Origin of the sequence: Nocardia sp. NPDC050793, assembly GCF_040654065.1 — a bacterium.
Lineage (GTDB): Bacteria > Actinomycetota > Actinomycetes > Mycobacteriales > Mycobacteriaceae > Nocardia.
Genome location: NZ_JBFAHG010000004.1, coordinates 151,513 through 166,271 on the forward strand (window position 1 = coordinate 151,513; position 14,759 = coordinate 166,271).

Here is a 14,759-nt window from a genome sequence, read left to right on the forward strand (position 1 = left end):
CTTTCGTGGCGTACCGCAGGACCCCTGCCGTCCAGGCCCGCCTGGACGCTCAGGAGCAGCTCATCGTGCAGGCCGCGACCAAGGTCCTCTCCGAGGCCGGGTTCGCGGGCCTGTCGATGGCCGCGGTGGCGAACCGCGCGGGAGTGGCCACCGGAACCGTGTACAAGCACTTCGACGGCAAGGCGAACCTGGTGACCGCGGTCTTCCGCACCGTCGTCGCCAGGGAGGTCGCCGCCGTCACCGCGGCCGCCGCGAAGGGCAGCGCGGTGGAGCGGGTGACCGCGGCCGTGGAGACCTTCGCCGGGCGCGCCATGAAGAACCCCAAGCTCGCCTACGTGCTGCTCGTCGAGCCGGTGGACACCGTGGTCGACGCCGAGCGCCTGCACTTCCGCCGCGCCTTCGCCGAGGCATTCGAATCCGCGGTGGCCGACGGCGTCGCACACGGCGAACTGCCCGCACAGGACCCGCGAACCAGCGCCGCCGCACTGGTCGGCGCCATCGGCGAAGTGCTTGTCGGCCCGCTCGCCGCCGCGCCGCACGCCGAATCCGTTGTCCCCCAACTCGTTACCTTCGCGATCCGCGCACTGGGCGTGCGGCAGGGGGCGAGCGCCGAGAAAACAGGAGTGTCCGATGCAGACTCATGAGGTCTTCAACCAGGTCCCGAACATCGTGCCCTTCGACGCCGGGCGCAATCCGGCGCTGCTGGAGGGCTTGCACCGCGAGGGCGCGGGCTGGGCCGAGGACGAGGTCCGCGAACTCGGCAGGCTCGCGGGCGGTTTCGCCGCGCAGGAGTGGGGCAGGCTGGCCAACGAGTACCCGCCGGTGCTTCGCACCCACGACCGCTACGGCAACCGCGTCGACGAGGTCGAGTTCCACCCGCACTGGCACGACCTGATGCGGGTGGCGGTCGAGCACGGTCTGCACGGCTCGCCGTGGACCGACGACAGGCCCGGCGCGCACACCGCACGCGCCGCCAAGTTCTACACCTGGGGTGTGGCCGAGGCCGGGCACATGTGTCCCATCTCCATGACCTACGCGATCGTGCCCGCGCTGCGCAACAACCCCGAGCTGGCCGCCCGATACGAGCCGCTACTCGCCTCGCGCACATACGATTTCGGCCTCCGCGAACCGTCCACCAAGGCCGGTCTGATCGCGGGCATGTCGATGACGGAGAAGCAGGGCGGCTCCGACGTGCGGGCCAACACCACCACCGCGACCCCGCAGCCGGACGGCAGCTACCGCATCGTCGGGCACAAGTGGTTCACCTCCGCGCCGATGTCGGACATGTTCCTGACACTGGCCCAGGCGCCGGGTGGCCTGTCCTGCTTCCTGCTGCCCCGTGTGCTGCCGGACGGCGCCCGCAACCCCATCCGGATCCAACGGCTCAAAGACAAGCTGGGCAACAAGTCCAACGCCTCCTCGGAGATCGAGTACGAGAACGCCACCGGCTGGCTGGTCGGCGCGGAAGGCGCGGGCGTCAAGACCATCATCGAGATGGTGAACATGACCCGGCTCGACTGCGTGATCGGCTCCGCCACCAACATGCGAGCGAGCACCGTCTACGCCGTGCACCACGCCAGGCATCGAGCGGCCTTCGGCGCCGAGCTGATCGACCAGCCCGCCATGCGCAACGTGCTCGCCGACCTGGTGATCGAATCCGACGCGGCGACCACCGTCATGATGCGCCTGGCGGGCGCGACGGACCGGGCGAGCGGCGATCCCGCCGAGGCGGCACTGCGCCGCATCGCGCTCGCGGTCACCAAGTACTGGGTGTGCAAGCGGGCTCCGTCGCATGCCGCCGAGGCGCTGGAGTGCCTGGGCGGCAACGGATACGCCGAGGAGTCCGGAATGCCGCGGCTCTATCGCGAGGCGCCGCTGATGTCGATCTGGGAGGGTTCGGGCAACGTGGCCGCGCTGGACGCGCTGCGCGCCATGGGCCGTCAGCCGGAGACCGTCGAGGCCTTCTTCAACGAGCTGACGCAGGCCAAGGGCGCGAACCCGCGCCTGGACGACGCCATCGCCAAGGTCGGCAAGGAACTGGCCGATCTCAGCGACATCGAATACCGCGCCCGCCGCGTCGTGGAACTGATGGCGCTGGTCCTCCAGGGCGCGCAGCTGGTTCGGCATGGTCACCCCGCGGTGGCCGACGCTTTCTGCGCCACCCGGCTCGGCGACGACTGGGGCATCGCCTTCGGGACCCTGCCGACCGGCGTCGACACAGGCGCCATCATCGAACGCGCCTTCGTCGAATGACCGGCGCTCGGTAGTGTCTGCGCGGTGAGCGAGGTCGAGATTCCGCTGCACCGGCTGGTGCGCAGGGTGCTGGATCGAGCCGCCGCGCGTCTGGAGCGGCGGTATCTGCTCGGCATCGCCGGACCGCCCGGCGCGGGGAAATCCACGCTCTCGGTGCTGCTTCGCGACGCGTTCCCGGCCGCGGCGGCCGAGATCGCGCCGATGGACGGTTACCACCTGTCCAACGAGCGGCTTCGCGCGGCGCGCAGCCAGGCACGCAAGGGCGAGCCGGACACCTTCGACGTCGCGGGCTTCGTCGAGAACCTGCGCCGCCTGCGCACCACCCCGCGCGGCACGCCGGTGCCGTGGCCGACGTTCGATCGGGAATTGGACGAGCCGACTCCGGCGGGCGTGGTCTTCCTCGATCAGCCGCTCGCCATCACCGAGGGCAACTACTTGTTGCTGGACGATGTCGACGGCTACGGCTGGTCGGCCGTCCGCCAGGAACTAGACGAATGCTGGTATCTCGACGCCGACCGCGACGTGCTCGAAGAGCGGCTCCTGAAACGGCATCGGCGCGGCGGGAAGTCGGCCGAAGCGGCCAGGACCAAGGTGTCCGAGAGCGACCTGCGCAACGCCGATCGCGTCAGCGCGACGCGAGAACGCGCCGATCTCGTGCTGCGCGAGCGAGACGGGCGCTATTTCCTCGCGTGATCGCCGGGCCCGAAATCGGTGGTCCTGGTCCGCGCTCGCGCAGGCCGTTCGTGCCAGGCCACCGACACCGGCTCGGGGAACGTCGGGCGTTGGTCGCGGGCTGGACCAGCGAATCGCCCGGCGTGGGTGCGGCCACGAGCGCCGCGGCGCGCCGATCATTGATCCATGAAGGAGTCGCGGCGGAAATCAGGAAGTGCGCACATGCTGCGGAACGTCGCCGCGCTGCTGTGCGCGCTCCTGTTCTTCTACGGAGTCCCGCTGGAGTGGAACCTGACCGACAACTGGTCGGGAAGGCTGCTCGGGCTGACCGCTTTCCTCGCGGGTGTCGGCGGGCTCATCTGGCTGGCGGCGCGGCGGATCAATCGCTACCTGCGCGAGCCGCAGGCAACCGGCGGCCGAGTCGACGGCATCCTGCTGCTCTTGTGCGTGGTCGCGATGTTCTTCGCGCTCTACTACTACCGGCTCGCGGTGCAATACCCCGACCAGTTCGAAGGTCTGGTGACCCGTACCGACGCGCTCTACTACACCATCGTCACGCTGGGCACGGTCGGATACGGCGACATCCACGCGGTCGGTCAGGCCGCGCGCATCGCGACCATGGTGCAGATCATCTTCGACCTCGTCGTGATCGGCAGCCTGCTGGCCATCGTCAGCTCGGGGGTCACCCATCGGCTCGAAGCAGCCGCGCGTAGGGCCGCGGCCGCCGACACGCCACCGGAGAAGCGCACCGGGAATACCCGGCCGGACGATCCGGCCGGAGACCACTGACGCCGGTCAGCGGTTGGCGCGATACCAGCGGACGAGCGCGTCGGTGGACGAATCGTCCTGCGGCGCGGGCTCCTCGGCGGCGGTGAGCAGGGGAGCGAGGGCCAACGCCTGTTGTTTGCCGAGCTCGACGCCCCACTGGTCGAAGCTGTCGATGCCCCAGATGCTGCCCTCCACGAAGACCTGGTGTTCGTAGAGCGCGATGAGCTGGCCGACCACCGAGGGGGTCAACTGGGGTGCGAGGATGGTCGTGCTCGGGCGGTTGCCCGGCATCACCTTGTGCGGCACCACCTTCGGATCGGCGCCCTCCGCGGCGATCTCCGCGGCGGTCTTGCCGAAAGCGAGCACCTTGGTCTGGGCGAACAGATTGCTCATCAGGACGTCGTGCATGCTGCCGGTGCCGTCGCGGGTCGCCAGATCACAGGTGGGGCGGGCGAATCCGATGAAGTCGGCGGGAATCAGGCGGGTGCCCTGGTGCAGCAGCTGATAGAAAGCGTGCTGACCGTTGGTGCCCGGCTCGCCCCAGAAGATCTCGCCGGTGGAGGTGGTGACGGGAGTGCCGTCGGCGTGCACCGACTTCCCGTTCGACTCCATCGTGAGCTGCTGCAGGTAGGCGGGGAAGCGCGCCAGGTCGTTCGAATACGGCAGCACCGCACGCGATTCCGCGCCGAAGAAATTCGAGTACCACACGCCGAGCAGACCGAGCAGCACCGGCGCGTTCGCCTCCAGCGGTGCGGACGCGAAATGCACATCAACGGCGTGCATTCCGGCCAGGAATTCCGCGAAGCGCTCCTTGCCGATGGTGGCCATCACCGAAAGTCCGATGGCCGAGTCGACCGAATAGCGGCCGCCGACCCAGTCCCAGAAGCCGAACATGTTCGCGGTGTCGATGCCGAATTCGGCGACCCGCTCGGCATTGGTGGAGACCGCGACGAAATGCTTGGCGACCGCGTCCTCGCCGTGCGCGGCCACCAGCCAGCGGCGCGCGGCGGTGGCGTTGGTCAGGGTCTCGAGCGTCGAGAAGGTCTTGGACGCAACGATGAACAGCGTGGTCGCCGGGTCCAGGCCGGTGAGCTCGGCGACCAGATCGGCGGGGTCGACGTTCGAGACGAAGCGGGCGCCGATGCCTGCGTCGGCGTAGTGGCGCAGGGCCTGATGCACCATCACCGGGCCCAGATCCGAGCCGCCGATGCCGATGTTCACCACGGTGGCGATCCGCTCGCCGGTGGCGCCGCGCCACCGGCCGGAGCGCAGCGCGTCGGTGAATTCACCCATTCGACGCAGCACGTCGTGCACCTCGGCGCCCGCGTCGGCGCCGTCGATGATCATCGACTCGCCCGCGGGCAGGCGCAGGGCCACATGGCCGACCGCGCGGTCCTCGGAGGTGTTGATGTGCGCACCGGCGAACATGGCGTCGCGCCGCTCGGCCACCCCCGCCTCGTGCGCCAATTCGACGAGTAGCTGCACGGTTTCCCGGGTGACCCGGTGCTTGCTGTAGTCGATGTGCAGGTCGCCCACCTGGACGGTCAGCTCACGGCCGCGCTCGGGGTCGTCCGCGAAGATCTCTCGTAGGTGTCGCTCGGACACGGCGCCGTAGTGATCGTGCAGTTTCCGCCATGCCGCCGACGCGGTGATGTCGCTGCTCACGTCCGCCGAGCGTACTCACCGTGCCGCGCAGGCGCACGGCTGAGGCGGGCAATCTCCGGTCGCGTCGGCGCCGTGGGTGGCTGCCGTGGGGGACGGCGCGTCGGGCGCCGCGCGAATCGCGCGTGATCGTGGCGCCGCGAATTTCCCGGTTCGAGTCCGGCGTCATCGACCGGGCCGCGGCCTAGGCTGGCGACATGGTGTCCGAACGCGAATTACTCCAATCCGTACCGACGCAGCTGTGGATCGGCGGGCCCTTCGATGCCGAGGGCGGCGCCACCTTTCCGGTGCACAATCCCGCCAACGGGGAGGTGCTGATCGAGATCGCCGACGCGAGCCCGCAGGACGCGGTGCGTGCGCTCGACGCCGCGGCTGCCGTGCAGGCCGAATGGGCCGCGACGTCGGCGAGAGAGCGGGGCGAGATCCTGCGCGCGGTGTTCGAGCAGATCACCGCGCGAGCCGAGGAATTCGCGCTGCTGATGACCCTGGAGATGGGCAAGGCCCTGCCGGAGAGCCGCAACGAGGTGCGCTACGGCGCCGAGTTCTTCCGCTGGTTCAGCGAGGAGGCGGTGCGCGTGCACGGGCGCTACCTGCACGCGCCCTCCGGCACCGGCCGGATCATGGTGCACAAGCAGCCGGTGGGTCCGTGCCTTGCCATCACGCCGTGGAACTTCCCGCTGGCCATGGGCACCCGCAAGATCGGTCCCGCGCTGGCCGCTGGCTGCACCATGATCGTCAAGCCCGCTTCGGAGACGCCGCTGACGATGCTGCTGCTCGCCGAACTCTGCCACGACGCCGGACTGCCCGACGGAGTGCTCTCGGTCATCACGACCAGCCGTTCCAGCGCCGTGACCGGGCCGCTGTTGGAAGACCCCCGACTGCGCAAGCTCACCTTCACCGGGTCCACCGAGGTCGGCAAGAAACTCGTGCAGCAGTCCGCGCACGGCCTGCTGCGCACCTCGATGGAACTCGGCGGCAATGCGCCGTTCGTGGTCTTCGACGACGCCGATGTCGACGCGGCGGTGCAGGGCGCGATGCTGGCCAAGCTGCGCAACGGCGGCGAGGCGTGCACCGCGGCCAACCGGTTCCACGTGCAGAACGGGGTGCTCGAGGAGTTCACCGCCAAATTCGCCGAGGCAATGACGAACTCGGTCACCATGGGCCCCGGCACCGATCCCGAGACGACCCTCGGCCCGCTGATCAACGAGGACCAGCTCACCACCGTCAGCGAACTCGTCGACGACGCGGTCGCGGCGGGCGCGCGGGTTCGCCTCGGCGGCAAGGCTCCCGGCGGTCCCGGCTGGTTCTACCCGGCCACCATTCTCAGCGATGTGCCGCCGCAGGCCAGGATCCTGCGCGAGGAGGTGTTCGGCCCGGTCGCGCCGATCGTCGGTTTCGAGACCGAGGAGGAAGGTCTCGCCGCCGCCAACGACACCGAGTTCGGCCTGGTCGCCTACGTGTACACCCGGACGCTGGACCGCGCGCTGCGGGTGGCCGAGGGACTGGAGTCGGGCATGGTGGGCGTCAACCGCGGCGTCATCTCCGATCCGGCCGCGCCGTTCGGCGGCGTGAAAGCCTCCGGGTTCGGCCGCGAGGGCGGGATCGAGGGCATCGAGGAGTACCTGTCGACGAAGTACATCGCGCTGACCTGACCGGGCGCGCCGATGTGACCCGAAAACGCGAGGACCGCCCCGAGGTTCGGACACCCGGGGCGGCCTGTGGAGGCGGTGGTCTTGCGATCACCGCAAGGCTCGCGCGCCGCTCGACGCGGCAGGAGAACTAGGGGTCAGTGACCGAGGCGGCCGCGACCGAGACGCAGCAGCAGCATGGCGAGGGTGTGGCCCTCCTGGCCGAGCTCGCTGAAGCGCTCCAGCACCTTCATCTCACGACTGTGCACCAGTCGGGGGCCACCGGAGGCCATCCGAGTCCGTCCGATCAACCGGGAGATCTCGCTGCGGCGCTTGATGGCGGCGAGGATCTCGGCATCGAGCTGGTCGATCTCCTTGCGCAGCTTGTCGATCTCCGCCTCGGTCTGCGGCAGCGCCGCGTCGGACCCGGTGGTCGTGGCAGGGGTGCTCATCATTCATCTCCTCGTGTCAGAACGTGGATCGGCGGGTGCGCGCGGCGCGTTACCGGTCCGGTTCTTTCACCGTGAAACAGACCTGGTGGGCTTCTATAGTCCCCCAGAAGCGTGTGGTCGGCTACAAGACCCCGCGATACCGATTTCCGGCTGGTAACCGAATCGGGTGCATCGCGGTAACGCTGACCATGGGGCCAGTCTGCCACGCGGCCGAACCAATGCAAAACGTCTGATTTTGTGAATCTGCTGAGAACGAGTCGCGCAGTTTTGCAGGGTCCCACGCCGCGAGGTGTTCACTGAAGGTTAGCCGGTGGTCGTCGCACGGTCGGGAGTCCACCCGGGGGCTTCGCTTGTGTCGGTGGCCGCCGGTAGCGTGGATGGGCAATGGACATCACGGTGGCTCCCCAGACGCAGGCCGGTCGGAATCGGCATCAGGACGTGAACCCAGCTCCGCGGCAGGCGGCCGACCCGGCCGCGGCCGCGGGGCAGTCCGACGCGCCTCGGTCGTCGGCCGAACAGGCGGGGTCCTTGGCCGAACAGGCGCAGCGTCGCGCCGACGAGCAGGCCGAGCGTCGCGCCGAACGGGATCGCCAGCGCGCCGAGGAGGCCGAGCGACTCCTCGACGGGCTCAATCCGCAGCAGCGGGCGGCGGTCGTGCACAGCGGTTCGCCCCTGCTCATCGTCGCGGGCGCGGGCTCGGGCAAGACCGCCGTGCTGACCCGTCGCATCGCCTATCTGCTCGCCGCGCGCGGCGTCACGCCGGGCCAGATCCTGGCCATCACGTTCACCAACAAGGCTGCCGCCGAGATGCGGGAGCGGGTGATCGGGCTGGTCGGGCCGCGCGCGAACACCATGTGGGTTTCCACTTTCCACTCCAGCTGTGTGCGAATCCTGCGTATGCAGGCGGCCCTGCTGCCCGGCTTGAATTCCAATTTCTCGATCTACGACGCCGATGATTCGCGGCGATTGCTGACGATGATCAGCCGCGATTTCGACATCGATACGAAGAAATACTCCGCACGACTCCTGTCGACCGCGATCTCGAATCTGAAGAACGAGTTGATCGGGCCGGAGCAGGCCACCGCGGACGCCGAATCGGACGACACCGAACTGCCCGGCTTGGTGGCCCGCGTCTATACCGAATATCAGCGGCGGCTGCGCGCGGCCAACGCGCTCGACTTCGACGACCTGATCGGCGAGACGGTCGCGCTGCTGCAGAACCATCCGCAGGTCGCGGAGTACTACCGCCGCCGCTTCCGGCACGTCCTGGTCGACGAGTACCAGGACACCAACCACGCGCAGTACGTGCTGGTGCGGGAACTGGTCGGCCATCACACCGCCGAGGCGGAGCAGGGCGACGAGGACGACGCGGGTGCGCCGCCGAGCGAATTGTGCGTCGTCGGCGACGCCGACCAGTCCATTTACGCCTTCCGCGGCGCGACCATTCGCAACATCGAGGAATTCGAGCGCGATTTCCCCGACGCGGAGACCATTCTGCTCGAGCAGAACTACCGCTCCACCCAGCACATCCTGTCGGCGGCGAACGCGGTCATCGCGCGCAACGAGGGCAGGCGCGAGAAGCGACTGTGGACCGATTCCGGCGAGGGCGATCTGATCGTCGGTTACGTGGCCGACAACGAGCACGACGAGGCCTCGTTCGTGGCCCGCGAGATCGACCGGCTCGTCGATCAGGGCGAGGCCAACTACGGCGATGTCGCGGTGTTCTATCGCACCAACAACAACTCCCGTGCGCTGGAAGAGATCTTCATCCGGATGGGTCTGCCGTACAAGGTGGTCGGCGGCGTCCGGTTCTACGAGCGCAAAGAGGTTCGCGACATCGTCGCCTACCTGCGCGTGCTGGAGAACCCCGACGACGCGGTGAGCCTGCGCCGCATTCTCAACACCCCGCGCCGCGGCATCGGCGACCGGGCCGAGGCGTGCGTCGCGGTGCACGCCGAACAGCGCGAGATCGGTTTCGCCGCGGCGCTGCGCGATGCCGCCGACGGTAAGGTCGCGCTGCTGAACACCCGTGCGCAGCGGGCGATCTCCGGATTCCTCGAGCTGCTCGAGGAGATCAGGGCGGCGGGCGTGCAGGCCGACGCCGACTTCCCCGACGTGGGCAACGTGGTGGAGGCCGTGCTCGATCGCACCGGATACCGCGCCGAGCTGGAGGCGTCCGACGACCCGCAGGACGGTGCCCGGCTGGACAACCTGAACGAACTGGTCAGCGTGGCGCGCGAGTTCAGCTCCGAGGCGTACAACAACGCCGTCGCGGCTCGCGAGGAGGGCCTCGTGCCCGAACTCGGCGAAGGCGAACCGGATCCGGGCTCGCTCGCGGCGTTCCTGGAGCGCGTGTCGCTGGTGGCCGACACCGATCAGATTCCGGACGAGGGCTCCGGCGTGGTCACCATGATGACGCTGCACACCGCCAAGGGCCTGGAGTTCCCGGTGGTCTTCGTGACCGGTTGGGAGGACGGCCAGTTCCCGCACATGCGCGCGCTCGGCGATCCCACCGAGCTGGCCGAGGAACGCCGCCTCGCGTACGTCGGCATCACCAGGGCCAGGCGCAGGCTCTACCTGACCCGCGCGGTGGTCCGTTCCGGCTGGGGGCAGCCGGTGTCCAACCCGGAGTCGCGCTTCCTGCAGGAGATTCCGGGCCACCTGATGGACTGGCGGCGTCTGGAACCCGCGAATTCCGCGGCGTCAAGGGGCTTCCGCCGGCGCGGCGACGACGAGGGGCTGGAACGGGACTGGACGCGCGGCGACGGCTGGTCCGAGCGTCCCGGCGTGCGTCCCGATCGAGGTCCGCGCCGCCCCGCTCCAGGCGGCCCCGCCCGAAACAACACCAATCTGGTGCTCGCGGTGGGCGACCGAGTCAGCGACGACAAATACGGCCTCGGCCGCGTGATCGCCGCCGAAGGCTTCGGCCCGCTGGCGACGGTGACGATCGACTTCGGCACCGCGGGCAAGATCCGCCTCATCCCGCAGTACAGCCGGACATTGGTGAAGCTCTGACACTCGGGTAGCCGACCCGCGATCCATGTGAAGCCCGCGCGGCCGCAGCGAGGCTCAGGAACACCTTGGTGACGCTGTCGGAGCTTGCCCTTGTGGGCGGTAGCGAAGGGTGGGGGTGCGCCTCGGTGCCGCTGTCGGGACTCGCCCTTGCGGGCGGTAGCGAAGGGCCGGGGGTGTGCCTCGGTGACGCCGTTGGGGCTTGCCCTTGTGGCGGCAGCGAAGGGTGGGGTGCGCCGTGGTGACGCTGTCGGGACTCGCTCTTGCGGGCGGTGTCGAAGGGCGGGGGTGTGCCTTGGTGACGCCGTTGGGGCTCGCTCTTGCAGGGGTAGCGAAGTGCGGGGGTGCGCCTTGGTGATGCCGTTGGGACTTGCCCTTGTGGCGGCAGCGAAGTGCGGGGGTGCGCCTCGGTGACGCTGTCGGGACTCGCTCTTGCGGGGGTAGCGAAGTGCGGGGGTGCGCCTCGGTGACGCTGTCGGGACTTGCCCTTGTGGCGGCAGCGAAGTGCGGGGGTTCGGCTCGGTGACGCTGCTGGAAGCGGTGTGTGGGCCCGCTCCCTTGGATGGCCGCAGGGAAGGGCGGGAGGTGCCGTTCGGCCCTGCCGGACGCCACGGCAACCCGGTAGCGTCCGGCACGTGGAGACCGTCGCGCAACATCTGGTGTGGTTCCTGCCCATGCTGTGGCTGGGCATGGTGCTGGCCATCTCGTTCCTCGAAGCGCCGCTGAAGTTCCGCGCGCCAGGCGTGACGCTTGCGCTGGGACTTGGAATCGGGCGAATCGTATTCCGTGCGTTGAACATCGCGGAAGCCGTACTGGCGGTGGCGCTGGTGCTCTCCTGCGTGCTGCTCGGGCCGAACACGGCGACATGGGTGTGGCTGGGCATCGCCGTGGCGATCCTGGCGGCCCAGATCCTCGTCGTCCGGCCGCCGTTGACCCGCCGATCCGATCGGGTGCTCGCAGGGGAGGAGTTGCCGCGGTCGCATGCGCACTACTGGTACATCGGGTTGGAGGTTGCAAAGGTGGTGGCGTTGGTGGGGTTGGCGATCGTGGCCGCGGCCTAGGGGGCTAGGGCCGGTATCGGCTGTTAGGTGAGGTCCCCGTGGTTATACGGGCCGAAGTGGTTTGGCCGGTGTGGGTTTGCGTTGGAACGTGACCGGCGGGTGCGGTGGTGGGGTACGGCCGGGTTGGTGTGGGTTGCGGTGCGAACGCAAGCCCAGGGTCTGCGGGTCCGAATAGCTTGGCCTACTCAGGTTCTCCTCGAACGGTGCTGGGCACGTCGTGTGCGGTACCCGGCTTGCCTCCCGCCGTCGATTGACGCGGGCTCGGCTCCCTGCGTGGTCGACCGGCTGTGGCTGCGTTTCGAGGGGCCTTGTCGGGGTTGGTCTGTTGCGTTGGGCAGTGTCCAGAGGGCTACCGCCATTTGACTACCGTCGATAGAGATATGGATTCGACGGTAGTCAAATGGTGGTTGGCCAAGATCAACTAACCACCATTTGACTACCGCCGATTTTCAGCACGCGGCAACAAAGACCCCAGCGCATCGTCCAACCGGGGATAGCGGAACCGGAATCCCGCCGCACCGAGCACCGCCGACGTCGCATGCCGCCCCGTCAACCCCAACGCCGGATCGGTCCGCAACAAAACCGCACCGAGCTTCAGCAACGGCCCCGGCGTCGGCGGCGCGGCAGGCCGATGGAGGTGCCGCCGAAGCGCGGCCATGAGCTCCCGATTGCGAACTGGAAAATCGGTGGCCGCCACCAGAATTCCGTCAGGCAGGGTGACCGAGGGAACCAACCCGAGTGCCGCGCGGACGATGGCCAGCCAGTCCTCGATGTGGATCCAACTGAACCACTGATTGCCCGGTCCCACCCGACCACCGAGCCCGGCCTTGGTCAACTGGCAGAGCCGCCGTAGCGCGGGTGCGTGCGGGTCGAGCACGATGGACGTGCGCAGGATGGTGTGGCGTTCAGTGTTCGCACCGTCGAAGGCGCGCTCCCATGGTTCGGCCACGCCGGTCATCTGCGGCAGGCCGACGGGCAGCGGAGTTGTTTCGGTGCAACGGATCTCGCCCGCGTCGGACCAGATCGCCGTGGTGCTGGCCTGCACCCAGTAGTCGACGGGCGCGGGCAGGGCGGCCGCGGCCGCGACCAGGGCGCTGGTGGGATCGACTCGGCTGCTGCGCAATTCGATGACGTTGCGTTCGGTCGGGCGGCAATCCACCAGTTTGCCCGCCAGATTGACGATCGCGGTTTGCCCCGAATTACGGAGGGCCGCAACCCATTTGCCCACCGACTTGCCGTCCCATTCGACTTGATCGAACGGCAGCGCGGCGTCGTGGCGGCGGGTCAGAATGGTGACTCGCTGTCCGCGGCAGACGAGGTCGGCGGCGAGCTGCCTGCCGAGCGCGCCGGTGCCGCCCGCGATCACGACCGTCAGCGCTCCGGGTTCCGGAGCGAGACCGGCCAGCCGGGCCAGCCGCGCGAAGCAGACGCGCGGGTCCTGTTCCAGCAGGCGCGCGACGACGGTGCGCGCCGCCGCGGCCGACGGTCCGGAGAAGGTCAGTTCCTGGGTGAGGTTCGTTCCGCCTTCGGTGGGAGTGAGGCGCCAGGTCAGCCGCATACGCCCGGCCGGTTCCGGCTGTTCGATGGTCAGTTCGCGCTGCGGACGCAGGACGGTGATCGCGAACGGCGGCGCCGTTCGGTCGTGTAGCGCGCCCGCGAAACGTCCGCGTGGTTGATAGTCGCCGGTCGCGCCGACTTCGACGGGGCCGTGCAGCCGGACCGAGACGACAGCCGGATTCCACTCGGGCCACCGAGCGGGATCGCCAACCACCTGCCACACGAGTTCCGCTGGCAGCGCGATGAATTGGGTGTACCTCGTTGTACGAGCCATACCCAGACGCTAGAACGCGGACAACACCTCGGGAAGCGTGCCGTTGCTCACGCGTGCCGATCGGGCGGGCCGGGTCAGTCGCGCCTCGGGCCGAGGCCGATGCCGCGGGTGGCGAGCCAGGGCAGCGGGTCGACCTTGTCGACGCCGTTGAGCCAGACCTCGAAGTGCACGTGCGGGCCGGTGGAGAAACCGCGGTTGCCCATGGTGGCGATCTGGTCGCCCGCCAGCACGCGTTCGCCCTGCGAGACCGTCGCGGTGTCGACGTGGCCGTAGATGGTGACCGTGCCGTCGTCGTGCAACACGCGCACCCACATGCCGAATCCGGCGGCCGGACCGGCCTCGATGACGGTGCCGTCGGCGACCGAGTAGATGGGAGTGCCGATCGGGCCCGCGACATCGATGCCCAGGTGCTGGACGCCCCAGCGGGCGCCGAAGCCGGAGGTGAAGTTGCCCGCGGCGAAGCGCGCGAACAGCGGGCGCAGTTTGGCGGCCTCCGCGGCGGCGAGATCCTCCGCGTACTTGCGGCCCTTCTCCAGGATGTCGTTGAACTGACCGAGGTTCGCCGGGGTGGAGACGTTCAGCACCTGCGGCGAGCCGGGCGCGGAATTCGGGTCGGCCAGGCTGACCGACTGGGCGGCGATCTCGTGGATCTGACCGGCGGCCTCGTAGTCGACGCTCTGCGAAGGCTGCTCGGGCGAGGCCATCGCGGCCTGTCCCGCGGCGACGACCGCGCCCGCGGCGACGGCGACGACCGCGGCGCGGCCCTTGAGCGCGGTGGGCGGCGCAGGCATCCGGTGCGCGCCACCGCCGCGTCTGTTCGGGTCTCGCGCGGGCACGACTTTCGGCGCGGCCTTGTCTTCGGTGGCGTCGGCGAACCAGGGGTTCTCGGAGCCCCAGTCGTCCTCGGCGGCTTCGGAGGTCCACGCGCCGTCGGCCTCCGCGGACCAGCCGTTGTTCGCCTCGGCTCCCCAGGAGTCGTCGGTTTCCTGCGCCCATTCCGCGTCGGGCTGCGGGGTCCACGCGCTGTCGGACGTCCACGCGTCGTCGGCGGCCGGCGTCCACGCCTCGTCCGCGTCCGGCGACCAGGCGTCGTCCGCCGCCCACGCGCCCCCGTCGGACCATGAATCCTGTTCGGTCCATTCGGTATTCGCGGACCAGGCGGACGTGTGCTCGTCGCTGTACGCGCCACTCGCGGCGTATCCGGTCGCGGCACCGCCCGCGGCGGCGGCGTAGTGGTCGTTGGACGACGGGAGGGAGCGTCTGCCGTGATCGCCGGGGGCGAAGGATTCGTTGTCGTCGCGATAACGATGTCCCGAGCGAGCGCGATGATCGGGAACGAGGGTGGAGCGATGGTTCATCGGCGGTGCCACATCGTGAAGCGGGGGATGATGACGGTGCCGAGAGACCGGCAGAAGGTCGA

At 69.2% G+C, this 14,759-nt stretch carries 11 protein-coding genes; 7 read left to right on the forward strand and 4 right to left on the reverse strand.

Features of this window, described 5'->3' with window-relative positions:
- Positions 1–5 precede the first annotated feature (5 nt).
- The 4 genes from AB0H50_RS15220 (at position 6) to AB0H50_RS15235 (ending at position 3,714) form a co-directional block, all read left to right on the forward strand.
- Positions 6–644 (forward strand): TetR/AcrR family transcriptional regulator, encoded by a 639-nt coding sequence (locus AB0H50_RS15220; protein WP_357451967.1) that lies wholly within the window; start codon positions 6–8, stop codon positions 642–644.
- Positions 631–2,253 (forward strand): acyl-CoA dehydrogenase family protein, encoded by a 1,623-nt coding sequence (locus AB0H50_RS15225; RefSeq protein ID WP_357451969.1) that lies wholly within the window; start codon positions 631–633, stop codon positions 2,251–2,253. Before AB0H50_RS15220 ends, AB0H50_RS15225 begins: the two co-directional genes overlap by 14 nt.
- A gap of 24 nt (positions 2,254–2,277) precedes the next feature.
- Positions 2,278–2,946: a nucleoside/nucleotide kinase family protein gene (locus tag AB0H50_RS15230; RefSeq protein WP_357451971.1), complete on the forward strand. Its 669-nt coding sequence runs from the start codon at positions 2,278–2,280 to the stop codon at positions 2,944–2,946.
- 201 nt (positions 2,947–3,147) lie between these two features.
- On the forward strand, positions 3,148–3,714 hold the full coding sequence (locus AB0H50_RS15235; protein WP_357451974.1) for an ion channel: 567 nt from the start codon (positions 3,148–3,150) through the stop codon (positions 3,712–3,714).
- Between the two features lie 6 nt (positions 3,715–3,720).
- Here the strand turns inward: AB0H50_RS15235 and pgi are convergent, their stop codons facing one another.
- A complete protein-coding gene (pgi, locus tag AB0H50_RS15240; RefSeq protein WP_357451976.1) occupies positions 3,721–5,358 on the reverse strand; it encodes a glucose-6-phosphate isomerase in 1,638 nt (545 codons plus the stop codon).
- Positions 5,359–5,552: 194 nt separating this feature from the next.
- Here pgi and AB0H50_RS15245 point away from each other — a divergent pair, with 194 nt between their 5' ends.
- Entirely contained in the window at positions 5,553–7,007 is a 1,455-nt protein-coding gene (locus tag AB0H50_RS15245; protein WP_357451979.1) for an NAD-dependent succinate-semialdehyde dehydrogenase, read from the forward strand.
- A gap of 134 nt (positions 7,008–7,141) precedes the next feature.
- Here the strand turns inward: AB0H50_RS15245 and AB0H50_RS15250 are convergent, their stop codons facing one another.
- Entirely contained in the window at positions 7,142–7,435 is a 294-nt protein-coding gene (locus tag AB0H50_RS15250; protein WP_357451981.1) for a chorismate mutase, read from the reverse strand.
- A 384-nt stretch (positions 7,436–7,819) separates the two neighbouring features.
- Between AB0H50_RS15250 and pcrA the strand changes: the two genes are divergently transcribed.
- Together pcrA and AB0H50_RS15260 are read left to right on the forward strand one after the other, a co-directional pair.
- Complete coding sequence (gene pcrA, locus AB0H50_RS15255; RefSeq protein ID WP_357451984.1) at positions 7,820–10,450, forward strand: DNA helicase PcrA; 2,631 nt, start codon at positions 7,820–7,822, stop codon at positions 10,448–10,450.
- 632 nt (positions 10,451–11,082) lie between these two features.
- Entirely contained in the window at positions 11,083–11,508 is a 426-nt protein-coding gene (locus tag AB0H50_RS15260) for a hypothetical protein (RefSeq protein ID WP_357451987.1), read from the forward strand.
- Positions 11,509–11,944: 436 nt separating this feature from the next.
- On the opposite strand, the gene AB0H50_RS15265 is transcribed toward AB0H50_RS15260, so the two are convergent.
- On the reverse strand, positions 11,945–13,339 hold the full coding sequence (locus AB0H50_RS15265) for a DUF1731 domain-containing protein (protein WP_357451990.1): 1,395 nt from the start codon (positions 13,337–13,339) through the stop codon (positions 11,945–11,947).
- 74 nt (positions 13,340–13,413) lie between these two features.
- A complete protein-coding gene (locus AB0H50_RS15270; protein ID WP_357451993.1) occupies positions 13,414–14,697 on the reverse strand; it encodes a M23 family metallopeptidase in 1,284 nt (427 codons plus the stop codon).
- Positions 14,698–14,759 lie beyond the last annotated feature (62 nt).

Bases quoted from the DNA above. Each gene is read 5' to 3' on its own strand.
- AB0H50_RS15245 (WP_357451979.1), top strand. From the start codon at position 5,553: ATGGTGTCCGAACGCGAATTACTCCAATCCGTACCGACGCAGCTGTGG.
- AB0H50_RS15265 (WP_357451990.1), bottom strand. From the start codon at position 13,339: ATGGCTCGTACAACGAGGTACACCCAATTCATCGCGCTGCCAGCGGAA.
- AB0H50_RS15270 (WP_357451993.1), bottom strand. From the start codon at position 14,697: ATGAACCATCGCTCCACCCTCGTTCCCGATCATCGCGCTCGCTCGGGA.
- pcrA (WP_357451984.1), top strand. From the start codon at position 7,820: ATGGACATCACGGTGGCTCCCCAGACGCAGGCCGGTCGGAATCGGCAT.
- AB0H50_RS15250 (WP_357451981.1), bottom strand. From the start codon at position 7,435: ATGAGCACCCCTGCCACGACCACCGGGTCCGACGCGGCGCTGCCGCAG.
- AB0H50_RS15235 (WP_357451974.1), top strand. From the start codon at position 3,148: ATGCTGCGGAACGTCGCCGCGCTGCTGTGCGCGCTCCTGTTCTTCTAC.
- AB0H50_RS15225 (WP_357451969.1), top strand. From the start codon at position 631: ATGCAGACTCATGAGGTCTTCAACCAGGTCCCGAACATCGTGCCCTTC.